The organism is Mediterraneibacter faecis, from assembly GCF_055383675.1.
This window is the reverse complement of the sequence record NZ_AP043803.1, coordinates 741,892-764,609: the sequence shown is the minus strand read 5'-3', so window position 1 is coordinate 764,609 and position 22,718 is coordinate 741,892. Positions and strand designations below refer to the sequence as shown.

The following is a 22,718-nucleotide window of genomic DNA, read 5'->3' as shown; positions in this document are numbered from 1 at the left end:
TTCCTATAACCTGTGTATTTCCACTGTTTCTTTACAGCATTTCCAGAAAATCATTTTCTGAAATGATCGGAACTCCGAGATCTCTTGCCTTTTTATTTTTTGAAGATGTGGAATTTACGTCATTGTTGATCAAATAATTTGTCTTTGATGTGACACTTCCCGTCACCTTACCGCCACGTTTTTCAATCTCAGCCTTTACCTCTGCACGATTTGCAAAATGTTCAACACTTCCGGTAATAACAAAGTTCACTCCGGCGAATTTCTGGCTGTCTTCTGTTACTTCCTCTTCTTCTAATTCCACTTCGCTAAGAAGTCGCTTAAAGATTTCCTGATGCTCTTCCTCTTTAAAATAATCTACATAGCTTTTCGCCATGACTGCTCCGACACCCTGGATCTCAACCAGTTCTGCCTCTTCTGCCTGAAGCACGCGTTGCGAATCATTTCCAAGTGCCCGGCAGATTACCTTAGCATTCGCACTTCCGATTCCCGGGATTCCGAGACCATAAACCAGTCTTGCGAGTGTTGTCTTTCTTGCCTTTTCAATACTGCTCTGCAGTTTCAGGAAAGATTTTTCGCCAAAGCCATCCATTGTCATGATCTCATCTCTGTAGTTATCAAGATGGAAGAGATCTGTAAAGTCTTTCACATAACCGTGGAAAATGAATTTCTCCAGTGTCGCCTCTGAAAGGCCTTCAATATTCATCGCATCTCTGCTCACAAAAAGTGCAAAGGACTTCACATGCTTTGCCTGACACTTCGGATTGGTACAATACAGCGTCTTTGTCCCATTTTCCATAGAGATTTTCGTCTCACCTCCACAGACCGGACAGACTTTGGGAATATCTTTCACTCCACTTCTTGTCAGATTCTCCGCAATCTGCGGAATAATCATGTTCGCCTTGTATACCTGGATCTCATCTCCAACACCAAGTTCAAGTTCTTCCATGATGCTGATATTATGGACGCTTGCACGGCTGACTGTCGTTCCTTCAAGCTCTACCGGCTCAAAAACCGCCACCGGATTGATCAGACCTGTTCGTGACGGACTCCACTCAATCTCAAGCAGCTTTGTGTTGCGGATCTCATCTGCCCATTTGAAGGCAAAAGAATCTCTTGGGAACTTCGCTGTTGTTCCAAGTGACTGTCCGTAAGCAATATCATCATACACAAGCACAAGACCGTCCGACGGAACTTCGTTGTGCTCAATCTCACGGGCAAACCATGCCACTTCCTCTTCAATCGTATCTCTTGTCACTTCATGGTTCTCCACAACATCAAATCCCTGGTTTTCAAGCCACTGCATCTGATATTTTCTAGAATTCTGGAAGTCCACGCCTTCTGCACGAACGAGTGTAAATGCATAGAATCTTACATTTCTCTTCGCAGTGATCTCATTGTTCAGCTGACGGACAGAACCGCTGCAAAGATTTCGTGGATTCTTATATTTCGCATCCACATCCTCAATCTCTTCATTGATCTTCTCGAAATCTTTATAGGAAATAACTGCCTCTCCTCGCAGTACAAGTTCTCCCTGATATGGGATCTTAAGCGGTACATTTTTAAATACTTTCGCATTGTTTGTAATGACCTCACCGATCACTCCGTTTCCTCTGGTAACTGCCTTCACAAGTTCTCCGTTCTGATAGGTCAGAACAACAGTAAGTCCATCCAGTTTCCAGGAGATTAATGCTTTTTGTCCGCCTAGGAATTCCTTCAGTCTTTCTACATCTTTCGTTTTGTCCAGAGAAAGCATCGGACGCTCATGACGTTCTTTCGGGAGCTCACTGAGTACTTCATATCCAACATTTACCGTCGGACTGTTTGCCATTCTCGTACCAATCTTCTCTTCCAACTCCTGCAGTTCATCATAGAGCTTGTCATACTCGTAGTTGCTCATGATCTCTGTATTTTCCTGCTCATAAGAACGTCTCGCTCTGTTCAGAAGTTCCACCAGTTCTCGCATGTGATTCATTTCTTTCTGCTCATCCATCATCGCTTCTTCCCTTTCCCATGTCTCGTTCTATTATCTTGTGTTGCTGCCCACTGTTCCTGATATTTTCCACCAGGCAATGCAGAAGAATCTTTCAGCTGATCATATAATTCGTTCAATTCCTGATCTGTTAGTTTTCTGTACTGTCCATCCTTCAATCCATCCAGTGTAATGTTCATCACGCGGACGCGTAAAAGATCCTTCACTTCATATCCAAGAGTCTCACACATTCTGCGGATCTGACGGTTCAACCCCTGTGTCAGGATTATGGAAAATGTATACTTTCCAATCTTTTTCACAGTACAAGGACGGGTCACAGTATCAAGGATCGGAACTCCTGCTGCCATCTTTTTTAAGAAGTCTTCCGTAATTTCTTTATCAACAGTTACTTTATACTCTTTCTCATGTTTGTTGGCTGCACGCATCATTTTGTTGATGATATCACCATTATTTGTCATCAACAACAGTCCATGAGAATCCTTATCGAGTCGTCCGATATAAGTCACACGCACCGGATAATTCAGGAAACGGACAATGCTGTCCCTCTCTCTGCGTTCTTCTGTACAGACGATCCCACGCGGTTTATTTACTGCCAGCACGATCATCTCGTCCTGTTTTGAGACAACTTTATTTCCAACTTTCACGACCTGTCCCGGCACGATACGCATACCGGTCTGTGCACGCTGTCCATCAACTGTCACGCGTCCAGTCTCAATGAGGCGGTCTGCCTCCCTTCTGGAACACACGCCCGCCTCGCTCAAATATTTATTCAGCCTTACCGGCTCACTCTTCTGTAAAAATTCTTCTTTGATTCGATTACTCAACTGCAAACACTCCACTTATATTATTGTCTTTGAAAAATGTATTTCCACTGTATAAAAACAGAACCTCTGAGATTCTGTAAGAATCCATAAGATCATTGATCGTTCCGCTGTAATATCTCGGATCCACAACTACGATTTCTCTGTAATACGGTGTCAGGAACGGGATAAATGAATTTGCAAAGGAATCTTTCACAAGAAGAAGACGCTTTGTACTTGTAGAAACTGTACGGATATCAAGCAAGGATGAATTTCCTCCAAGAAATACCGTATACTGATCTTTCTCCTTTAATTTAGAAGAATCATATAAGGATGTGGAACGCTTTCCTTCATCCACGTAATCCACGATCAAGTCTGTATCTTCTTCTGTCGGCACATAAATATCAATCTGTTCCTTCTCTCCAAGGTTCACTCCGCTTTTTGACGCCAACATTCCGTTAAAGCTGTCTGAAACTGCATAGGAAACATATTTCCCAGAAAGATCTCCTTCAATCCCAAGGGATGGTGCCGCCGCCTGAAATGCATAAAATGCACCAAGTGTCGTCCAGTGATGATCTGTTTTGTAATAAATCTTCTCTGTCTTATGTTTATTCAATTCCGTTGACACGTCAATCCACTCAACGCTATCTCCAAGATCCTTACGAACCATACTGAACATTTGTGTCTGATCCTCCGGCTTCGCGAGTGACGGAAGGGAATGATTCAATACATTTGCTGCATCCGGGACAAGCATCATACGAACCGGAATCTTGGACTGACTCTCTGAAAATGATTTGATTGCCTTAATATTTGCGGCAAGATGATTCTCATCTGCAACTTCAATCTGTTCTAAAAGCTGCCCATTCGTTCCGATATAGACACCGTTTTCCAGACGACTTCCACCAATCCGGTCCACCGTAACTTTCAGCTTTCTCCACATGTCTCTTCCAACAAACTGATCATCCATATAAGCTTCAAATTTTTCATCATAATCTCCGCTTATCAGACTGCTCAGGCGAAACTTTGGCTTCGTTGCAAGCATACGGTTCTCCTGCACTGATTTTTCTCTGTCAGGCACAATAACATTTATAATAAGGAATAGAAACAAGGTCAGAATAAATATAATACCAACCAATTTCTCCTGTACTTTTCTCTGTCTATCTTTCTTCATCTTTTCACCTTAATTGTTGTCATTCACTGTTTTCTATAACTCTCTAAAATCTAAAGTACAAAAACGGATTGTACGTATCTGCGATCAGATAAGCAACTGATATTGCCAGCATTCCAAAGAAAACAACCAGTGTGATTACAGTCCGTACTGTATGATTCTCAGACACATTCAGGATTGCACGGAGCATTCTTGATCCAAGTGTTGTTGATCCAATTACTGCCAACAAGTAGAACAACCAGTGTGTCAGGATCACAAAGAATACTTCTTTACTGGCAACTCCTGCTCCGCCGCCAACCATTGCAAAGAGGTAACGAAGTGCTGCTCCAAGGCTTGGACTAAAGAAAAACACCCAGCCAACCAGCACCAGTACTAATGCATAAATATGCTGCAATACACTTGGCCACCGATCCACAATTGCCCCCCAGACATATTTCTCCAGTACGAGAACTACTCCATAATAGATTCCCCATACAATAAAATTCCATGCAGCTCCGTGCCACATTCCGGTCAGCATCCAGACAATCAAAAGGTTTACAATATTTCTTGAAATCGTCACATGATTTCCACCAAGCGGAATATATACGTATTCACGGAACCAGGAGCTCAAAGAAATGTGCCATCTGCGCCAGAATTCTGTAATACTTTTAGAAATATACGGCACATCAAAGTTCTTCTTAAACTCAAAACCGAACATTCTTCCAAGTCCGATTGCCATATCTGAATAGCCGCTGAAATCAAAATAAATCTGGAATGCATAAGTAATACATCCAAGCCATGCCATCAGAACTGTCAGGTTACTTGCTGATGTCGATGAGATTTCTTCAAAAATCTTTCCCAGTGTATTTGCAAGCACTGCTTTCTTCGAAAGTCCAATAATAAAGAGCATCGCGCCCTGTCCCAACTTTCTTCCGGAGATTTTCCTTGCGGTAAGCTGCTTCTCAATATCTCCATAACAGACGATTGGTCCGGCAACCAGCTGCGGAAACATGGATACATACAGCGCATACTTCACCAGACTCTGCTGTGCTTTTACCTTGCCTCGATATACATCTACAATATAGGAAATTTCCTGAAATGTGTAAAAAGAAATTCCAATCGGTAATGCCAGTTCCCTGTATGGAATACTGATTCCGAACAACGTATTCGTACTTTCTACCAAAAATCCAAAATATTTAAAGAACACAAGCAGCACAATATTTACTGTTATTGCAAAGACCAGTGACCGCTTTGCTTTCGCCTCATTCTCACTCTTATTCTCAATATCCATTCCGCAAAAATAGTTTAACAAAATACTGAGTATCATCAGAATGATATAAACCGGTTCACCCCAGGCATAGAAGATCAGACTGCCTGCAAGCAGCAGGAGATTCTTCCATTGCGGCGGTGCAATATAATAAACTGCCAGCATGATCGGCAGAAATAAAAACAAAAATGTAATACTACTAAATAACATCTGCTCCCCCTTCTACAGACTCTTGTCAAATGCGCTGCGATATTCAGAAGCTTTCGAAGATACTGCAAAAAAGATATATCTTCCACGAATGCTTTCCTGTGAGTCCTCTAAAAGCTTCACCTGTTCCGGCAGGTAAGAATCAAAATCTTCTATTCTCTGTGCTTTTCTCTGTGCGATCGCATTTGTCACATTTTCTATCTGTGCATCATTTTTCACCTGTATCACCAGAACTTCCGCTGCTGAAATACTGGACGGAGAAGAATAATACAAAACACCCTTGTAATCCGCACTGTTCAGTCCATAATTTCTCTTAAGCATCTGGTCATCCATCTGCACAAGTTCTTTACTGTCCAATACACTGCTCACAGCCTTTGATACTTCTGAAAAAGTCCGCTTACTTCCACTTGCATATAGCATCAATATCACAAGATATCCCACGATAATTACTAAAAGTATATATTTCATCGCAGAGATCATTCGCTGTCTTTTCTCTGTCATAGCGTTGCCACCTCCGCCATCTTTTCTGCCCAGATTGGATAGAAATTCGCTTTAAAATGAATTCCATCCTCTTCATAATACTCATCTTCTATAATATCTGAATTATCAATGTATCCGATCTGCTTCTTTTCACACATCGCTTCTAGTTTTTCATTGTAATCTGCGATATTTGCAAGTGCCGGCTCCTTCTCTACCGCACTTTCCTGCACCGGAAAAACAGCATTCACAAAAATGTGCGCATCCGGCATAGCCTTCTGAATCTTCTTAATCACATCTGAATAATCCTTGATAAACTTGTCTACATCTCCGTTTGTCTTAGTTACATCATTCATCCCATATGCCAGAAAAACAATCTGCGGATCCAGTTGTTTTGCCTGCTCGATCTGATCATCCAGTTCGCTGAAATGAATTCCAATTTTCGCAACAACACTTGATGTATTCAGTACGTCATACTCTGTAAAGCTCGCCGCAATGGAATCGCCCATCACAACAGCACCGGAAAAGCGTTCCTTCATGCTTCTTGTATCGGATGAATCTCCTGTTCCATCTTTCTTTTCCAACTGATTAATCTTCTGCTCAATCGTCTTCGCATCTGCAGATTCTTTGCCTTTTATATATGCAATTCCTTCACTGGTGTCGACTGGCTTCTTTGTCAGATTGCTAACACCCTGCACTGCCAGGAGTATCACTGTAATGACCAGCGCACATCCGACCCCGATCCGGATTCCCAGTTTTTGCTTTCTTTTTATTGTTTTCTTCATATATCTATATTCTTTCTGTTTTTTATATAGTGTATAGAATCCCATACTGTTTTAATAGTACATTTTTTAGCAATAAAAGTCAACAAATCTGCGCTTGTATCTCGCCATTCCTTTTAGTACAATGATAGGTAGACGATTAAGAACTTAAACAGCTGCGGAGGTATCTGATTTATATGATTTCACTGACTTTAACAAATGTAAAAAGCTTCATGTCTCACCTTCTGTTAAAAGAGACCTTTGACAATTTCTCTTTTATTGAAGGAGAGATTATTACGTTTAATACCTTTCGGATTGACGGGTATATACAGAAAGATTTCTTTGATTCCGAAGAAGAGATTCCGGAATATTCTCTTTGGAAAAATCTGCGTGAATTTTGTTTTTCCTTAATTAAGGGAAAGAAAACACCGCTCGGTTTTCATTTTGTCTTCAGCCTAAATTCAAAGAATATTTCCCGTCTGATTGAACAGAAAGAACTGGGACTTAATCCTGCTGACGTGCAGGGACTATATTTGAATATACGTTACGATGGAACTCATCTCACCTGCGTGACAGGAACTTCCTTCAAGAGTTTTATGATGGATAAGACCCTGGAACGCGAATGGGATGAGATGGTAAAGAAGTTCTTTTTAAAAAAAGAGATTGCATTTGAGTTGATGTAAATTTAAAAATCCATTAGCAATGTGTGCCGCAAGGCGCACATAATAACAGCCGCCTCACGGTCAAATCATCGTGAAGCGGCTGAACTTATTACTGCCAATGATGAGAAACTCATGGAACATGTTTCTCATCATTTTACTTTATTATTTTGTCAGAAGCATCATGATATCATTGCTTCTCTTAACAAATGCTGTCATCTCTTCCGGACTTAACGGCTTATGAGCAAGCATTGCAAGATCATACAGCTGTTTGCAGATGATTGATGCGTTCTTGCTGTCCTTATTCGCTACAAGGAACTGAACCAGCGGATGGTTGGCGTTAAGAACCAGTGTTGCCTGGCTTCCGAACATGGATGCATCCATGCCGCCCATACCATACATCTTCATCATCTCCTGCATTCTTCTGTTTTCCTCAGAAAGAACTGCCATAGATGCTACATTCTCATCTTTGAGCTTTTCAACTTTAACATCAAGCTTCTCATTGCCAAGCTCTTTGCGGAAGATTTCAACAAGGCTGTCTGTTGTCTTCTGGAATTCTTCCTTCTCATCTTCTGCCACTTCATCCTTCAGAGAATCATGTACATCTGCATCAATTCTCAAGAACTGAACTTCTTGATGTTTCTGCTCAAGGTATGTGATAAATGCAGAATCAATGTTATGTGTCAGAATGATCGCATCCTGTCCCTGGGCCTTGAACATGTTGATGTACTGGCTCTGCTGTACTTCATCTGTTACATAGAAGATTCTTGTCTTCTCTTCTTCCTTCGCATCTGCGTCCTTAAACTCTTCTGCGTCTGTTTTTGTTTCTTCTGCCTTAGCTTCCTCTGTCTTGGCTGCATCAGCTTCTTCGCCTTTGGCTTCTTTGATGATATCTTCGAGAGTCATGTATTTATGATCAAGATTCTTGTAAAGCATAGAATTCTTCATCTTCTCACCGAATTTCTCATCCTTCAGGCAGCCGAACTTGATGAATGGACTGATGTCATCCCAATATTTCTCATAGTTCTCACGGTCTGTCTTGAACATTCCATTCAGCTTGTCAGCAACCTTCTTGGAAATGTAATCAGCAACTTTGTTTACAAATCCGTCGTTCTGCAGTGCACTACGTGATACGTTCAACGGCAGATCTGGACAGTCGATCACTCCCTTAAGTACCATAAGGAACTCTGGGATTACTTCTTTAATATTATCTGCGATAAATACCTGGTTATTGTAAAGTTTAATCTTTCCTTCAATGGAATCATACTCTGTATTGATCTTCGGGAAGTACAGAATTCCCTTTAAGTTAAATGGATAATCCATGTTCAGGTGAATCCAGAACAGTGGCTCTTTGTAATCCATGAACACCTTGCGGTAAAAATCAATATAGTCATCCTTTGTACACTCGCTTGGGTTCTTTGTCCACAGCGGATGTGTATCACTGATAGATACCGGACGTCTTACAATCTTCGCTTTCTGCTTCGGCTCGCCCTCTTCGCCTTCCTTTGGTTCCTCTGTAATATGCTCTACTACAGTATCTGTATCAAGAACATCTGCCTCATCGATTGTATCGTACTCCGGCTCTGCATTTGCCTTGGAGAGGAAGATCTCTACCGGCATGAAAGAGCAATATCTCTCAAGTACTTCTCTTGCACGGTATTCATTTGCAAACTCAAGGCTGTCCTCATTCAGATACAGTGTGATCTCTGTTCCGACTGTTGTCTTATTTCCTTCCTGCATCTCATACTCTGTACCGCCTTCACTTGCCCAGTGTACCGGTTTCGCACCTTCTTTATAGGAAAGAGTATCAATCTGAACTTCGTCAGCTACCATGAATGCTGAGTAGAATCCAAGACCGAAGTGTCCAATCATATCATCTTCTGTTGTCTTGTCTTTATATTTCTCAAGGAACTGTGTCGCACCTGAAAATGCGATCTGAGTGATATACTCCTCTACTTCTTCTGCTGTCATACCAAGTCCGTTATCGATAAACTTCATTGTCTTCTCTTCCGGGTTGACAATTACTTCGATCTTCGGTTTGTATCCTTCCGGAAGTTCATATTCTCCCATCATATCCAGCTTTTTCAGCTTAGTGATCGCATCACATCCGTTGGATACGAGTTCACGTACAAAGATATCATGATCGGAATAAACCCATTTCTTGATAATAGGAAAAATGTTTTCGCTGTCAATTGATAAAGTACCTTTTTTAACTGCCATTTTACTGCACTCCTTTTTATTTATAATCTATCCGTAACTGCTCAGTTACGTTTCTTTTAATATCGGCTGTCAATCAGCTTTTTCGCTGATATCGATAGTATATTTGCCTGCCTAATGGACATTCTAGTACAGCAAAATTTAAAAGTCAATAGAAAATTAGCACTCCTTTCAAAAGAGTGCTAATAATTTCGTTAAAAGTATAAAGTTTTTATGAACTATACTGTTTCCGGCTCCGGATAATCCTCTCCAAATGTCTCAACAGTAACTTTCTTCATTACCTGTTTCTCAAGCGGGCGGTCGCTGTAGTCTGTTGCTGTCTCAGCAATCTTATTCACTACATCCATTCCTTCTGTAATCTTACCAAATGCAGCATAAGCTCCGTCAAGGTGTGGTGCTTTCTTATGCATAATGAAGAACTGGCTTCCTGCTGAATCCGGATGCATTGCACGTGCCATAGAAAGAACTCCTGCATCATGTACAAGGCTGTTCGCCACACCATTCTGTGCAAACTCTCCTTTAATTGAATATCCAGGACCACCGATTCCTGTTCCTTCCGGATCTCCTCCCTGGATCATGAATCCACTGATTACGCGGTGGAAGATCAATCCGTCATAGAATCCTTTCTTTACAAGGGACACAAAGTTATTCACTGTATTCGGTGCTACTTCCGGATACAGCTCTGCTTTCATAATATCACCATTTTCCATCTCAAATGTAACTACTGGATTTGCCATGTTTAATTCCTCTTTTCCATAGATTTAATGACTCTATTGTAGCGGATTTATCTAAGAACATCAAGATACATCTATTATTTCAAACGTTCTCGGTAAAAATACGTTACTGTTCAAAGATTTCTGTAAACAGTAATCCCTATCAATCCGCCTTTTTCCTTATACCCGGTATTCCACAGTTCCTTCAGTGAAAATGTTGTTGCTTCCCCATAAGTCGCCACTTTAATCAGAAGATCATCTGCTGTCTCTTCATATCCGATACATAAAAACCAGTGCCATACAAAATCAGCAAATTTCTTGTCTTTATGACGCAACATCAGATATGGAACCGGCGTTCCTTCATTGATTTTCTTCTTAATGAATACTGCTGCTTCTCTTGCTGTATGTTCACCGGAAAATTCTTTGAATTCCACCTTTTCTCCTATATCTTCCAGATACTTTCCAAAGCCTTCTGTGTACATCCACAACTTGTTCACTCCACTCATTCTTGGGCGAAGATATGGTTTCATTTTCATGGAAAACTGAATATAATCTTCTTTACTCAGATTCTCTGCATCAAAAGGATACAGGTTCTTCTTTCCTTTATATTTTGCAAAATAGATACAGAAGTCACACGCTGTTGCCGCAGCGCATCCGCCAATGTGCATCACCACATTGCGGAACCAGTCCTGATTGCCGCCTACTTCTCCGTCTATCATAAAATAATCCAGAATCTGTTTCATTTCTGTTGTTCTTCCTCTCTGTAAAAATCTTGTTTTATCTCTTATCATTCGGTCCATTATTATTTTATAAGCTGCATTTCTACTGTCATTTCCTACTGATTTGTACATATTAACTGTAATTATAACCTCATATGGTTGAAATGTACACTTTCCCCTCCTTTTTTTAGTCACTCGTGACATTGTTGATTTTCGTGCCTAACGCTATACTAAGTACATAAGTTAAACAAACCAAAATCAACTACCAATTAAAAAACAAAACCAAATTTAGTCAAACAAGTAAAAAGTAATCATTTAAGGAGGCACTTATAATGGCAAGTTTATCTCTTCAGGGAATTCAGAAAATTTATCCTAACGGATTTCACGCAGTAAAAGATTTCAATCTTGAAATCGCTGACAAGGAGTTCATCATCTTCGTAGGACCATCAGGATGTGGTAAATCTACAACACTTCGTATGATCGCTGGTCTGGAGGATATCTCCGGCGGTACATTTAAGATCGACGGAAAAGTAATGAACGATGTAGAGCCAAAGGATCGTGATATCGCAATGGTATTCCAGAACTACGCTCTGTATCCACATATGACAGTATATGATAACATGGCTTTCGGACTGAAACTTCGTAAAGTTCCGAAAGATGAGATTGATAAGAAGGTTCGTGAGGCTGCTAAGATCCTTGATCTTGAGAAACTGCTCGACCGTAAACCGAAGGCCCTTTCCGGTGGACAGAGACAGCGTGTTGCTATGGGACGTGCTATCGTTCGTAATCCTAAGGTATTCCTTATGGATGAGCCACTTTCCAACCTGGATGCTAAACTGAGAGTTCAGATGCGTATCGAGATTTCCAAGCTTCATGAGAATCTGGGTGCTACAATTATCTACGTAACACATGACCAGACAGAGGCTATGACACTTGGAACAAGAATCGTTGTTATGAAAGACGGAGTTGTTCAGCAGGTAGATACACCACAGGCACTTTACAATACACCATGCAACCTGTTCGTAGCAGGATTCATCGGATCACCTCAGATGAACTTCATGGATGCAAAATGTACAATTAAAGGAAATGATGTTACTCTTACAGTTGGAAAACATGTTCTTAAGGTACCGGCTTCTAAGAAGCAGGCACTGATCGATGGCGGATATGATGGAAAGACAGTTGTTCTTGGTATTCGTCCGGAAGATGTACATGATTCACAGGCGTTCATCAGCAACTCTCCTGACAGCGTAATTGAGTCTACAATCAAAGTTTACGAGCTGCTTGGAGCAGAAGTATTCCTGTACTTCGATGTTGAGGGAACTCAGATGACAGCACGTGTTAACCCACGTACAACACTCAGAACTGGAGATCATGCAGTATTTGCACTTGATATGGAAAAAATTCATCTCTTTGACAAAGACACAGAGTTGACTATTACAAACTAATCCTTTACAATTAAACTAAACACGGAGGGGGCTGTACTTTTCTCGGAAGGTGCAGCCTTTCTTCCATCTATTACTATTTTATTTACGGAGATTACTATGGCTAATACATCCGAACTTGAAAAAGGACTCAATGAATTAAAACGTTTGACCGGAATCACACTCGCAGTGACTGCCGAAGATTCTGAACAGGAGCAGATGGCCCTGGAACAGATTCGCTGTCTCTGCCTTGCCTACCGGGAAAAATATAATAAAAATGATTTTCTTATGGGACTGATGACCGGCGGTGTTCCTTCCTATGATGTACAGCAGCGTGCCGCACGGCTCCACATTGCACCGGAAGAAAATCGAATTCTCTTTTTGATTGAAATAAAGGAACCTGATGAGATTATTGGAGAGATCCTTAAAAATCTGTTTCCTTCTCAAACAAAAGCTTATATTGTTCCTGTTTCAAAAGAGCGACTGGCTGTATTATATCCATTTCATGAGACAAAGGATTCCAAAGATTCTGCTGATGAACATGCAAGACATCTGGCTCATGCGATTGTTGACACGCTGAATGCGGAAGCTCTTGCACATGTTCAGGTTTCTTTTAGTCAGATGATTCCTTCTCTTTTGGAATTATCCGGGGCTTTTCGTGAGGCAAGTCTTGCACTGAAAGTTGGAAAACTTTTCTATCCGGAGCAGACTGTCTTTCCATACAATGAACTGGGGATTGGCCGCCTGATTTATCAGCTTCCTGTTTCTCTGTGCGAAAGCTTTCTCCAGGAAGTTTTCTTAGACAAGATTCCGGACAAGCTGGACGATGAGACACTCCTGACGATCAACCGTTTCCTTCAGAATAATCTGAACATTGCTGAGACTTCACGCCAGCTCCATATGCACCGCAACACGCTGATCTATCGTCTGGAGCAGATTGAAAAGCGTACCGGACTTGACTTAAGGCAATTCGAAGATGCAATGACATTTAAGATTGCAACAATGGTCATGAACTATCTTCATGCTGAAAAAGAAAAAAATTGCACTGCGGTGTAATTGATATATATTAAATACTATATAAGAAAGGACTTATAACTTATGAATGACGCATTATGTGAACATATTGTAGCCAGAAAATCAAAACCAATGGATTTTATCATCCGCATTCTTATTATTGTAGTGATCGTTGCGGTCGCAATCGTAGGAATGCCATTTCTTGGATTCTTTGCTTTTGCTCTTGCAGCAATCCTGGCTTTACTTGCTTATTATTTTGCATTTCCACTCTTAAATGTGGAGTATGAATATTCCCTTCTGAATCACGATCTGGATATTGATGCAATTTACAGCAAAGAGAAAAGAAAATCCAAAATAAACCTGGATATTCAGCATGCTGAGATTATTGCACCAAAAGGATCTCATCGACTGGATTCTTATCATCCGGAAACAACTTGCGACTTTTCATCTGGAAATGCAAATGCAAAGGTTTTCGCAATCATGATCCCGATCAATCAGAAAATGACTTGTGTTTATATTGAACCTGATGAAAAGATGATTGAACATATGAAACAATGGATGGGAATGAAGATGTTCGTAGATTAATATTGAATGTTTGTTTCTAACTCAGACAAGTACCACAATCAGTAACTACTAATTGTGGTACTTGTTTTTTCTTTTCTGTCTGGTTGTAGATTACGAATTGCAATTACATACTTAAAACATCATAATCTTATTTTTCAGCAACATCTGCTATATATTTACATGCGGCAAGTGCAGCTACTGCACCGTCCGCTGCCGCTGTTGTAAGCTGACGCACTTCTTTTGTCCGGCAGTCTCCTGCTGCATAGATTCCCGCTTCTGACGTCTTGCAATCTTCTCCGGCAACAATAAATCCACCCTCATCTAACTGAACAACATCAGCAAATTTTTCATTCTGTGCAATCTGTCCGACAGCTACGAAAATTCCGGAGACAGCAAGTTCTGATTCTTCTCCTGTTACTTTATTCAAAACCCGCAGACTTTCCACCATCTGCTCTCCACGGATTTCCTGAACAGTTGTATTTAAGATAAACTCTACATTTTCTTTCTCTTGCAGACGTTTTACAATCTGATCTTCTCCCCGGAATTCGTCTCTTCTGTGAATCAGATAAACTTTGCTACAGTAATTTGACAGAAATTCTGCATCCTGGAGTGCTGTACTTCCACCTCCGACAACTGCAACTTCTCTTCCCCGGAAAAACATTCCATCACAAGTCGCACAGTATGAAACTCCTGCACCTGTCAGACGTTCCTCTCCCGGAACTCCAAGATGGCGGTGTGTCACACCAGTGGCAAGAATAATGCTTTTGCATTCATATTCTTTTTCCGTTGTTACAATCACTTTATAATCCGCTTCTTCACGGATACCTGTCACCTGCTCCATTATGGTCTGTGTTCCCAGCTTTACTGCCTGATCCATCAGATTCATAGAGAATTCACTGCCGCTCACACTTGCAATTCCCGGATAATTTTCTACATTCGGAGAAGATGTGATCTGACCACCGAAGGTTGTTCCCTCGAAGAGTACGGTCTGCTTTCCTGCACGCTGGCCATAGATAGCCGCAGTCATCCCTGCAGTTCCTCCACCGATGATTCCAATATCATAAATTCCCATATTTTTCCTTTCCCAACAAACTGTTTCTACATTTTCTGATTGCTGTAATTCATTTTTTCATTTACGCTAAACTGTAATATGTTTCAATCACTTCTTACATATTTCTGGACATATCTGCGCAGACTTTCTCTGCCTCGATCACTGCGCTTCTAAGTCCAAATTTCTCAAGTACACGTACTGCCTCAATCGTTGTTCCTGCCGGTGAACATACCATATCTTTCAGTTCTCCCGGATGCTTTCCTGTCTCGAGTACCATCTTTGCACTTCCAAGTACTGCCTGTGCTGCGAACTGATACGCCTGTGATCTAGGCATTCCCTCAGCTACCGCTCCGTCTGCCATTGCCTCGATCATCATAAAGATATATGCCGGTGAACTTCCGCTGACTGCAACAACTGCATCGATCAAATGCTCCGGCACGATTTCTACTTTACCAAAAGAACTAAGAAGCTCCAGTGCATAGTTCTTTTCTTCTTCTGTCACTGCATCATTCGGGCATGCCGCTGTCATTCCCTCTCCAACTAATGCTGGTGTATTCGGCATTGTTCTTACAATCTTAACTTTCTTTCCAAACTGCTCTTCGAGCCATGCGAGAGTCTTGCCCGGTGCGATTGTAATAATCAGCTGGTCTTCTCTTACTGCATCTTTGATCTCAGCAATTGTCTGTGCATAGAATTGTGGTTTTACAGAGAGAACTAATACTTCTGCTTTCTGTGTTACTTCTATATTATCTGCTGTCACATGAATTCCATGCTCTTTTTTCGCACGTTCACGTCCTGCTTCCATAATATCTGAACCGATGATCTCTTCCGGGGCAATAATTCCCTTTTTGATGATTCCGCCCATGATTGCTCCTGCCATATTTCCTGTTCCAATAAATCCTAATTTCATGATCTTAAGTCTCCTTTTCTTTTACCATTACTGTTCTAAGAACCGTGTCCAGTAACCTTTTATCTACATGTATCCGTCTCTCACCCAGAATTTTTTCTCATCCTCTAACGGAATTTCTTCTGTGTCCATCCAGTCGATTGTAATAAACTGATTTCTGTTCAGCCCTTTTAGCAGTTCATTGATCAGCCATTCGCGTCCCTGAACTTCCATTGTAACGGTTCCATCCCATTCGTTCTGAACCCAGCCAACCAGATTTAGTGAATTCGCCAGATATTTCGCTGTATAGCGGAATCCAACACCCTGTACACGACCGTGAAAAACAATGTGCTTTCTAACTTCTGCCATATCTGATCACTCCCTTGAAGCAATTTATGTTGTACACTATCGTTATTCTAACATATTTTTTTACCTTGTACAGTTCTTTTCGGTAAACAGTCCCTGCTTCCTGTGTTATAATGGGAATAACTTTTCTGAAGGAGGGCTTCGAGAACGAATGAGTAATTATGAAACATCACAGACTTCTGATCTGAAAGAATTGATAAATAAATTACGAGATACACAGACTCTCTCTAAAAATGAATGGATTCGGCTAATTGACGGAAGAACCCCTGAACTTGCCAACTATTTATTTGAAAATGCACGCGAAGTACGAATCACTCACTATGGACATAATGTTTATGTCCGCGGACTAATTGAATTCACTAACTATTGTCGTAACGATTGTTATTACTGCGGTATCCGCAAAAGTAATCTGAATGCACATCGCTACCGTCTTACCAAAGAAGAGATTCTTAACTGTTGCAAAACCGGATATGAACTTGGTTTTCGCACCTTCGTTCTTCAAGGTGGTGAAGATGGCTGGTTCACGGTTCCGCGTCTGGCTGATATTGTCTCTGACATCCACAAAAACTGGCCGGACTGTGCAATCACACTCTCTGTTGGAGAAATGGAACATGATGCATACCAGACTTTATTCGATGCCGGCGCTGACCGCTATTTACTTCGCCATGAAACTTATAATGATGCACATTACCGTAAGCTTCATCCTGCTTCCTTAAGTGCGCGTCACCGTCAAAACTGTCTGTGGGATTTAAAATCGATTGGCTATCAGATTGGAACCGGATTCATGGTCGGTGCACCTTTCCAGACAACTGAGAATCTTGCAGATGATATGCTTTTCTTAAAAGAATTGAATCCGCATATGGTTGGGATTGGTCCTTTTATCCCTCACCACGACACACAGTTTGCTGAGGAACCTGCCGGAACGTTGGAATTGACACTTTATCTGCTTGGGCTGATCCGTCTTATGCTACCGAAAGTACTTCTCCCGGCAACAACCGCCCTCGGTACGATTTCTCCGACCGGAAGGGAACAGGGAATTCTCGCAGGAGCTAATGTCGTTATGCCAAACCTTTCTCCAACAGATGTTCGCAAAGATTATCTGCTTTATGATAACAAGATCTGCACCGGTGATGAATCGGCACAGTGCAAGAACTGCCTGGCTCAAAGAATGGAGTCTGTCGGATATCGCGTTGTTGTAGACCGGGGAGATTCCTTGAATAAGTAAAAAGGAGGTTGCTGGTCGCACATTGTGTGAACAGTAACAAAAGGAGTCCATGGTATGCGACATATCGCATTTCCATGGACTCCTTTTCTATTCACACCTCGCCTCACAGCGCAGTGTCATTTTTTCATTTTCTCTACTAACTGTAAGAATTACTCTACAACAGCTAAGATCTCGATCTCAACGAGAACAGCCTTCGGAAGATCCTTAACTGCTACGCATGAACGAGCTGGTTTGCTTGTAAAGTATTTCTCGTATACTCCGTTGAATGCTCCGAAATCAGCGATATCTGCAAGGAAGCATGTTGTCTTTACGACATTGTCAAAGCTTGATCCAGCTTCTTCAAGAACAGCAGCGATGTTAGCGATAACCTGCTCTGTCTGTCCTTCGATTGTTGTGGCATCTACATCACCTGTAGCCGGGTTGATCGGGATCTGGCCTGAAGCGTATAACATTCCGTTAACTACCTTTGCCTGAGAATATGGTCCGATTGCAGCTGGTGCCTTTGGTGTTGAAATTGTTTTCATTGAATTCTACCTCCTGATTTATTGAAATTATAAGTTCTTAATGAAATTATATAACGTTAAAATCGTTTAGTCAATAAAATTTCATTCACTTAACTATTTTTCATTGACTTCTTTTTTCACACAAACCAGCATATCCATGATAAAATAAAACCATCAATATACTATTTGTCTGTTTTGACCGAACAAAACTGGATATCTTTCACACAGACAGAAAGGACGCATGATTATGCCAACCGGAAATTTAAAATTAACTTCACTTGACAAAAAGATTCTGCACTCATACTGTCAGACACTCGATGGACTTTCCAATTATCTTGGAAATGGATACGAGATTGTCCTTCACAGTCTGGAAGATTATGAACACTCTGCAATCAAGGTCATCAACGGATATCACACAGGACGTACCGAAGGTGCACCGATTACCGACCTTGCGTTGAAGATGCTCGAGCAGATCCGTCGAAATGAAGAAAATGACCATGGTGTTATTTATTTTTCCACAAATGTAAAAGGAGAACCGCTGAAGTCAACTACAATTCCTGTCAAAGGAGAGAAGGACAGAATTATCGGACTGCTCTGTATCAACTTTTATATGAATACAACAATGGCAGATTTCTTCTGCAACTTTGCTGTTCCGATTCCATCTGATTCTGACGGTCTCACAGTCTCCGGTCAGATTCATGAGACATTTTCCCAGAGCAGTTCTGATCTTCTTGAGCAGACCATTCAAACCGTTCGTCAAGAAGTGTTGATGGATTCAGCAATATCGAGCACAAATAAGAATAAAGAAATCATTTTCCGACTTTACCAGCAGGGAATCTTTAATCTAAAGGATGCCGTCATCACGATTGCCGAAGCGCTGGGAATCAGTAAGAATACCGTATATCTGCATCTGCGCAATCTTGAGAAAGTAAATAATTAGCACTATCTGATATGCAAAACATTACTGTTTACGCAGTGAAAAGGACAAGACACTTTCATTTTATCTAACATTTCATTTGAAAGTATCCTGTCCTTTTTTCATCCTTTATTTTCCAGCCGGCATATATCTCAGAAGTTCTCCTGCCACGCTGGAGATTGGCATTGTCTGAAGCCATACATGTCCAGGTCCGGTGACAACTGTATTGAACACACCTTCACCGCCGAATACCATATTCTTAAATCCCGGTACTGTCTGAATCTCCATGCTGCAAGTTGCATCCATTGCTGCAAGATATCCGGTATCCACTACAATCTGTTGTCCCGGTCTCAGTTCATACTCTACCACATGTCCATCAAATTCAAGAAATGCTATTCCATTTCCCGAAAGTCTCTGCATGATAAACCCTTCTCCGCCGAAGAATCCTGCTCCGAATTTCTTTTGGAAGAAAATAGAAAGATCAACACCTTCTTCTGAAGCGAGAAATCCTGACTTCTGTACGATCAACTCCTGTCCCGGTGCAATCTGGCGTGCTACAATCTGTCCCGGAAAACTGGATGCGAATGCGATCATCCCATTACCTCCCGTTGCTGTATAACGGTTCTGGAACAGTGCCTCGCCTGAAAACATTCTTCCAAATGCTTTTCCGATTCCTCCGTTGGAAGTTGTCTCCATTTTCATATTCGGAGACATCCAACTCATAGAACCGCGTTCTGTAATCATTCTTTCTCCATTCTCCAGATAGCAGATCACTACCGGAAGGGTATCACCTTTGATTTCATATCTCATGGTTTATTCCTCCTGAATCATTCTTCCTAACATATTCTGTAAAGTTCCATCTATTCTAAGAATACTATTCTTTTACAACATTTTCCAGTCCCTAATCTTCTTTTTTCTCGCTCATCTCCAATTTAGGAAGTATGATCTCCGCCTTGAACAGGTCTGCTTCTGTTGTAATATTTAAATTACCATGCTGTAGCTGTGCAAAGCTCTTGGCAATTGCCAGGCCAAGTCCAGATCCTTCGGTATTTCTTGAAGAATCTCCTCTTACAAAACGGTCCGTGATCTCCTCTGTATTGAAATTCAATTCCCCTGCGGAAACATTTTTCATAAAAATCTGCACGTCATCCGGCCGCTCATTCATTTCTATATAAACTCTCGTATGCGGCATTGCGTATTTTGTAATATTAACAATCAAGTTCTCAAAAATTCGATATGTTTTTTCACTATCCAGCCAGAGAACTACTTTGTCCTCCGGAAGTTTCCAACGGAATTCCAGATGTGCTTCTCTAATCTTTTCCTCGTTCTCAAGCTCCGCCTGACGGATCAGTCCTACGAGATCCACTTTCATGTAATTCATCTGGATAGTCTTACTTGCTGCCTTACTCATCTCAAAGAGATCCTCAATCAGGGCTTTCAGACGAAGAGATTTTCTCTCAAGTACTTCTGTATATTCTTTTCTCTTTTCTTCGTCTTTCTCATTCTTTAAAAGGTCAATGTAAGTGATGATCGCGGTCAGCGGAGTACGGAGATCGTGAGAAACATTTGTAACAAGCTCTGTCTTCATACGCTCATTTTTTACCTCTTCATCCACCGCTTTCTTGAATCCGCTCTGAATCTTCTTTAATTCATCCTGAATCGGACGGAAGATTCCGACATCACCTTCGATTGGAAGATCTAGCTGTCCTTCTGCAAGCTGATTTGTTGATTTAAGCAGAAGCTGATATTTCTTCTTGATTCCATTTAGCACTTTCTTCATTACAAAGAATAAAATGATAGAATAAACAATTAATGGTATCAGTCCTATGCTGTAAGAAAATAATTTCACTACTAAGAGCAGAAGAAAGTTCAAGATCACGATTCTGAGGATTCCTTTATTTCCTTTATCCCGCAGATCCATCTGAAGAATTGCTTCATATTGATGATGCAAAAATGCTTTCATATCTTTCCATGCTTTCTTCAATAAATGTCTCTTTTCATGTACTTCTCCACGATTTTCCTTTCCCCAACGGATCAGCATTCCTACTATTGTGTGTTCTTCCCAGTAATTTCTTCCCTCTGTAAATATAAGTCGAAGACTCTCTGCCACACAGAAGAAAACTCCCAGTAGGCAGAACCAGATACCCCAGTTGATTCCCAGCATACTGATTGTATTCCACATAATATTTCCTGACGGGTGATAGTTCTCAAAAGACCAGTATACTAAACCTGCAAATGCATCATAGCCTATACCCAATGCAGAAATCCCCAGAATCACTGCAAGTTCAAATGGCATGCGGAATATTTTTCCTTCGTATCTTCCAACTTTTGGAATACATGGAAGAAGTAATGCTGCAAGCAGAGCTCCTAAAAAGAAGAGTGCAGCGGAACTCCAGAACATGGAATAATTATAATCCACATACTCGTCTTCCTCCTGATTTGCAGAAATGAATTCATCATAATTTGCATCTGTCATCCCATAAACGATACTGATTCCATCTGTCTGCTCTTCATCGTCAATCTGATCCTCAAGATCTGCATCCATACAATAATAAGACAAATCTTTCTCCACATCGTACGCTTCTTCCGGTGACAGTTTCGTACCGCTAACTGTTACATTTGACATTGTTCCGGATGTGCCATACTTATATTCGATTTTGAGAACATAAGAATTATCTGACTTCAAAGCCTCGTTTGTCTGGTCGTCATTTCCTTCAAGCAAGGGATTCCCTTCTTTATCAAAGATCTGATAATCCATATATTTTTTAAAAAGAGAGAATGCACTGTCTGACATTAATTCCATCTGTTCCGATGCATCCATCGCATCTGTGACCTCGCTATAGAGAAGGCGATTTCCTGTCGCAAGGGAATAGTCCATTCGCTCAATACACTCTTCAACATCATCTTCTACTGTAAATGTTGATGCGATATTTTTTCTTACCACATAATAACTTTCCACAACACCTGCTGCGAATAAGCTAAGAATTACTATCGTTATAATTGTTCTTATCTTACGGTTGCTTTTCAAGTTTGTATCCAACACCCCACACCACCTTTAAATATTTTGGTTTCTTCGGATCGATTTCAATCTTCTCCCGAATATTTCTTACGTGTACCATGATCGTATCTGTATTAATTGCCTTTTCCTGCCATACTCTTTCGTAAATCTCTTCGGATGAAAAGACTCTTCCCGGATTCTTTGCCAAAAGAAGCAGAATCTTGTACTCGATCGGAGTTAATTTCACCGGATTGCCATCCATTGTGACTTCTACCGTATCCTCATTGATCTCAAGTCCTCCGATCACATGTACATTCTCCTGTGGTACGAGCTTCTCCAGAAATCTGCGGTAACGTCTCAGCTGAGAATTTACACGGGCCATCAGTTCCATCGGTGTAAACGGCTTTGTCACATAATCATCCGCTCCGATGTTGAGCCCTGTGATCTTATCAACTTCCTCTGATTTTGCAGACAACATGATTACAGGAAAATCGTATTTCTCGCGCAACTTCATCGTCATACGAATCCCATCCATACGTGGCATCATGATGTCAATGATTGCCAGATGGATTTCTTCCTTCTCAAGGACTTCTAATCCTTCGATGCCGTCTGCTGCCTGAAACACCTTATATCCCTGACTCTGCAGATAAATCTGTACACCTTCTCTGATCTCTTTATCATCCTCTACAATTAATACGTGATTGATCTCCATTTTGTTTCCTCCTAAAAAAATGACCTCCTTTATATATCTACAGAATACTCTGTAAATCTAAAGGAGGCTTTTATATGTTTCAAAAGATTTTCTTAAGCTTACTAT

22 protein-coding genes are annotated in these 22,718 nt (G+C 41.0%); 6 read left to right on the top strand and 16 right to left on the bottom strand.

Annotated features, from left to right (window positions below; all coding sequences use genetic code 11):
* Positions 1–31: 31 nt before the first annotated feature.
* From ligA to ACZ47Z_RS03600, 6 genes are read right to left on the bottom strand one after another with little or no spacing between them, the layout of a single operon-like run.
* On the bottom strand, positions 32–1,990 hold the full coding sequence (gene ligA / locus ACZ47Z_RS03625) for an NAD-dependent DNA ligase LigA (protein WP_054753345.1): 1,959 nt from the start codon (positions 1,988–1,990) through the stop codon (positions 32–34).
* Positions 1,990–2,814, bottom strand: coding sequence for a 23S rRNA pseudouridine(2604) synthase RluF (gene rluF, locus ACZ47Z_RS03620; RefSeq protein WP_118174316.1), 825 nt, complete (start codon positions 2,812–2,814; stop codon positions 1,990–1,992). The genes ligA and rluF overlap by 1 nt, the downstream gene beginning before the upstream one ends.
* Positions 2,807–3,961: a DHHW family protein gene (locus tag ACZ47Z_RS03615; RefSeq protein ID WP_015527925.1), complete on the bottom strand. Its 1,155-nt coding sequence runs from the start codon at positions 3,959–3,961 to the stop codon at positions 2,807–2,809. The genes rluF and ACZ47Z_RS03615 overlap by 8 nt, the downstream gene beginning before the upstream one ends.
* A gap of 43 nt (positions 3,962–4,004) precedes the next feature.
* A complete protein-coding gene (locus tag ACZ47Z_RS03610) occupies positions 4,005–5,414 on the bottom strand; it encodes an MBOAT family O-acyltransferase (RefSeq protein WP_464525891.1) in 1,410 nt (469 codons plus the stop codon).
* Between the two features lie 12 nt (positions 5,415–5,426).
* Positions 5,427–5,912 carry a DUF4358 domain-containing protein gene (locus ACZ47Z_RS03605; RefSeq protein ID WP_054753343.1) on the bottom strand — a complete coding sequence of 162 codons (486 nt, stop codon included), beginning with the start codon at positions 5,910–5,912 and terminating at the stop codon, positions 5,427–5,429.
* Positions 5,909–6,673, bottom strand: coding sequence for a GDSL-type esterase/lipase family protein (locus tag ACZ47Z_RS03600; RefSeq protein WP_055147826.1), 765 nt, complete (start codon positions 6,671–6,673; stop codon positions 5,909–5,911). The genes ACZ47Z_RS03605 and ACZ47Z_RS03600 overlap by 4 nt, the downstream gene beginning before the upstream one ends.
* Positions 6,674–6,846: 173 nt before the next feature.
* On the opposite strand from ACZ47Z_RS03600, the gene ACZ47Z_RS03595 reads away from it, so the two are divergent.
* Entirely contained in the window at positions 6,847–7,332 is a 486-nt protein-coding gene (locus ACZ47Z_RS03595) for a DUF5721 family protein (protein WP_054753341.1), read from the top strand.
* Positions 7,333–7,473: 141 nt separating this feature from the next.
* Here the strand turns inward: ACZ47Z_RS03595 and htpG are convergent, their stop codons facing one another.
* From htpG to ACZ47Z_RS03580, 3 genes are all read right to left on the bottom strand, one after another.
* Positions 7,474–9,528 (bottom strand): molecular chaperone HtpG, encoded by a 2,055-nt coding sequence (gene htpG / locus ACZ47Z_RS03590; RefSeq protein WP_464525890.1) that lies wholly within the window; start codon positions 9,526–9,528, stop codon positions 7,474–7,476.
* 215 nt (positions 9,529–9,743) lie between these two features.
* Positions 9,744–10,262, bottom strand: a complete 519-nt coding sequence (locus ACZ47Z_RS03585; protein WP_054753339.1) for a peptidylprolyl isomerase — start codon at positions 10,260–10,262, stop codon at positions 9,744–9,746.
* A gap of 110 nt (positions 10,263–10,372) precedes the next feature.
* The gene (locus ACZ47Z_RS03580) at positions 10,373–10,981 is read right to left on the bottom strand and encodes a hypothetical protein (protein ID WP_117916066.1); all 609 of its coding nucleotides are present in this window, start codon (positions 10,979–10,981) and stop codon (positions 10,373–10,375) included.
* A 308-nt stretch (positions 10,982–11,289) separates the two neighbouring features.
* On the opposite strand from ACZ47Z_RS03580, the gene ACZ47Z_RS03575 reads away from it, so the two are divergent.
* From ACZ47Z_RS03575 to ACZ47Z_RS03565, 3 genes are all read left to right on the top strand, one after another.
* The gene (locus ACZ47Z_RS03575; protein ID WP_054753337.1) at positions 11,290–12,402 is read left to right on the top strand and encodes an ABC transporter ATP-binding protein; all 1,113 of its coding nucleotides are present in this window, start codon (positions 11,290–11,292) and stop codon (positions 12,400–12,402) included.
* 96 nt (positions 12,403–12,498) lie between these two features.
* On the top strand, positions 12,499–13,434 hold the full coding sequence (locus ACZ47Z_RS03570; RefSeq protein ID WP_054753334.1) for a PucR family transcriptional regulator: 936 nt from the start codon (positions 12,499–12,501) through the stop codon (positions 13,432–13,434).
* Positions 13,435–13,476: 42 nt separating this feature from the next.
* Complete coding sequence (locus ACZ47Z_RS03565; RefSeq protein ID WP_054753333.1) at positions 13,477–13,977, top strand: hypothetical protein; 501 nt, start codon at positions 13,477–13,479, stop codon at positions 13,975–13,977.
* Positions 13,978–14,104: 127 nt separating this feature from the next.
* On the opposite strand, the gene trxB is transcribed toward ACZ47Z_RS03565, so the two are convergent.
* The 3 genes from trxB to ACZ47Z_RS03550 form a co-directional block, all read right to left on the bottom strand.
* Positions 14,105–15,022, bottom strand: a complete 918-nt coding sequence (gene trxB, locus ACZ47Z_RS03560; protein ID WP_054753437.1) for a thioredoxin-disulfide reductase — start codon at positions 15,020–15,022, stop codon at positions 14,105–14,107.
* 100 nt (positions 15,023–15,122) lie between these two features.
* Positions 15,123–15,917 carry a pyrroline-5-carboxylate reductase gene (gene proC, locus ACZ47Z_RS03555; protein ID WP_117825304.1) on the bottom strand — a complete coding sequence of 265 codons (795 nt, stop codon included), beginning with the start codon at positions 15,915–15,917 and terminating at the stop codon, positions 15,123–15,125.
* 63 nt (positions 15,918–15,980) lie between these two features.
* A complete protein-coding gene (locus ACZ47Z_RS03550) occupies positions 15,981–16,262 on the bottom strand; it encodes an acylphosphatase (protein ID WP_015527938.1) in 282 nt (93 codons plus the stop codon).
* A 148-nt stretch (positions 16,263–16,410) separates the two neighbouring features.
* Here ACZ47Z_RS03550 and hydE point away from each other — a divergent pair, with 148 nt between their 5' ends.
* On the top strand, positions 16,411–17,484 hold the full coding sequence (gene hydE / locus ACZ47Z_RS03545; protein ID WP_464525889.1) for a [FeFe] hydrogenase H-cluster radical SAM maturase HydE: 1,074 nt from the start codon (positions 16,411–16,413) through the stop codon (positions 17,482–17,484).
* A gap of 149 nt (positions 17,485–17,633) precedes the next feature.
* Here hydE and ACZ47Z_RS03540 read toward each other — a convergent pair whose 3' ends face one another.
* Entirely contained in the window at positions 17,634–18,008 is a 375-nt protein-coding gene (locus tag ACZ47Z_RS03540) for a RidA family protein (RefSeq protein ID WP_015527940.1), read from the bottom strand.
* A gap of 226 nt (positions 18,009–18,234) precedes the next feature.
* On the opposite strand from ACZ47Z_RS03540, the gene ACZ47Z_RS03535 reads away from it, so the two are divergent.
* A complete protein-coding gene (locus tag ACZ47Z_RS03535) occupies positions 18,235–18,927 on the top strand; it encodes a helix-turn-helix transcriptional regulator (RefSeq protein ID WP_054753330.1) in 693 nt (230 codons plus the stop codon).
* 105 nt (positions 18,928–19,032) lie between these two features.
* Here ACZ47Z_RS03535 and ACZ47Z_RS03530 read toward each other — a convergent pair whose 3' ends face one another.
* The 3 genes from ACZ47Z_RS03530 to ACZ47Z_RS03520 all read right to left on the bottom strand — a co-directional run bounded on the left by ACZ47Z_RS03530 (position 19,033) and on the right by ACZ47Z_RS03520 (position 22,613).
* Positions 19,033–19,713, bottom strand: a complete 681-nt coding sequence (locus ACZ47Z_RS03530; protein ID WP_444316991.1) for a TIGR00266 family protein — start codon at positions 19,711–19,713, stop codon at positions 19,033–19,035.
* A 91-nt stretch (positions 19,714–19,804) separates the two neighbouring features.
* Positions 19,805–21,946: a sensor histidine kinase gene (locus tag ACZ47Z_RS03525; protein WP_464525888.1), complete on the bottom strand. Its 2,142-nt coding sequence runs from the start codon at positions 21,944–21,946 to the stop codon at positions 19,805–19,807.
* Entirely contained in the window at positions 21,915–22,613 is a 699-nt protein-coding gene (locus ACZ47Z_RS03520) for a response regulator transcription factor (RefSeq protein ID WP_055147652.1), read from the bottom strand. Before ACZ47Z_RS03520 ends, ACZ47Z_RS03525 begins: the two co-directional genes overlap by 32 nt.
* Between the last annotated feature and the right edge of the window lie 105 nt (positions 22,614–22,718).

What these genes read in the sequence shown, in the direction of transcription:
- ligA (WP_054753345.1), bottom strand. Translation starts at nt 1,990, where the DNA reads ATGGATGAGCAGAAAGAAATGAATCACATGCGAGAACTGGTGGAACTT.
- ACZ47Z_RS03615 (WP_015527925.1), bottom strand. Translation starts at nt 3,961, where the DNA reads ATGAAGAAAGATAGACAGAGAAAAGTACAGGAGAAATTGGTTGGTATT.
- ACZ47Z_RS03610 (WP_464525891.1), bottom strand. Translation starts at nt 5,414, where the DNA reads ATGTTATTTAGTAGTATTACATTTTTGTTTTTATTTCTGCCGATCATG.
- ACZ47Z_RS03605 (WP_054753343.1), bottom strand. Translation starts at nt 5,912, where the DNA reads ATGACAGAGAAAAGACAGCGAATGATCTCTGCGATGAAATATATACTT.
- ACZ47Z_RS03600 (WP_055147826.1), bottom strand. Translation starts at nt 6,673, where the DNA reads ATGAAGAAAACAATAAAAAGAAAGCAAAAACTGGGAATCCGGATCGGG.
- ACZ47Z_RS03595 (WP_054753341.1), top strand. Translation starts at nt 6,847, where the DNA reads ATGATTTCACTGACTTTAACAAATGTAAAAAGCTTCATGTCTCACCTT.
- htpG (WP_464525890.1), bottom strand. Translation starts at nt 9,528, where the DNA reads ATGGCAGTTAAAAAAGGTACTTTATCAATTGACAGCGAAAACATTTTT.
- ACZ47Z_RS03585 (WP_054753339.1), bottom strand. Translation starts at nt 10,262, where the DNA reads ATGGCAAATCCAGTAGTTACATTTGAGATGGAAAATGGTGATATTATG.
- ACZ47Z_RS03580 (WP_117916066.1), bottom strand. Translation starts at nt 10,981, where the DNA reads ATGAAACAGATTCTGGATTATTTTATGATAGACGGAGAAGTAGGCGGC.
- ACZ47Z_RS03575 (WP_054753337.1), top strand. Translation starts at nt 11,290, where the DNA reads ATGGCAAGTTTATCTCTTCAGGGAATTCAGAAAATTTATCCTAACGGA.
- ACZ47Z_RS03570 (WP_054753334.1), top strand. Translation starts at nt 12,499, where the DNA reads ATGGCTAATACATCCGAACTTGAAAAAGGACTCAATGAATTAAAACGT.
- ACZ47Z_RS03565 (WP_054753333.1), top strand. Translation starts at nt 13,477, where the DNA reads ATGAATGACGCATTATGTGAACATATTGTAGCCAGAAAATCAAAACCA.
- proC (WP_117825304.1), bottom strand. Translation starts at nt 15,917, where the DNA reads ATGAAATTAGGATTTATTGGAACAGGAAATATGGCAGGAGCAATCATG.
- ACZ47Z_RS03550 (WP_015527938.1), bottom strand. Translation starts at nt 16,262, where the DNA reads ATGGCAGAAGTTAGAAAGCACATTGTTTTTCACGGTCGTGTACAGGGT.
- hydE (WP_464525889.1), top strand. Translation starts at nt 16,411, where the DNA reads ATGAGTAATTATGAAACATCACAGACTTCTGATCTGAAAGAATTGATA.
- ACZ47Z_RS03540 (WP_015527940.1), bottom strand. Translation starts at nt 18,008, where the DNA reads ATGAAAACAATTTCAACACCAAAGGCACCAGCTGCAATCGGACCATAT.
- ACZ47Z_RS03535 (WP_054753330.1), top strand. Translation starts at nt 18,235, where the DNA reads ATGCCAACCGGAAATTTAAAATTAACTTCACTTGACAAAAAGATTCTG.
- ACZ47Z_RS03530 (WP_444316991.1), bottom strand. Translation starts at nt 19,713, where the DNA reads ATGAGATATGAAATCAAAGGTGATACCCTTCCGGTAGTGATCTGCTAT.
- ACZ47Z_RS03520 (WP_055147652.1), bottom strand. Translation starts at nt 22,613, where the DNA reads ATGGAGATCAATCACGTATTAATTGTAGAGGATGATAAAGAGATCAGA.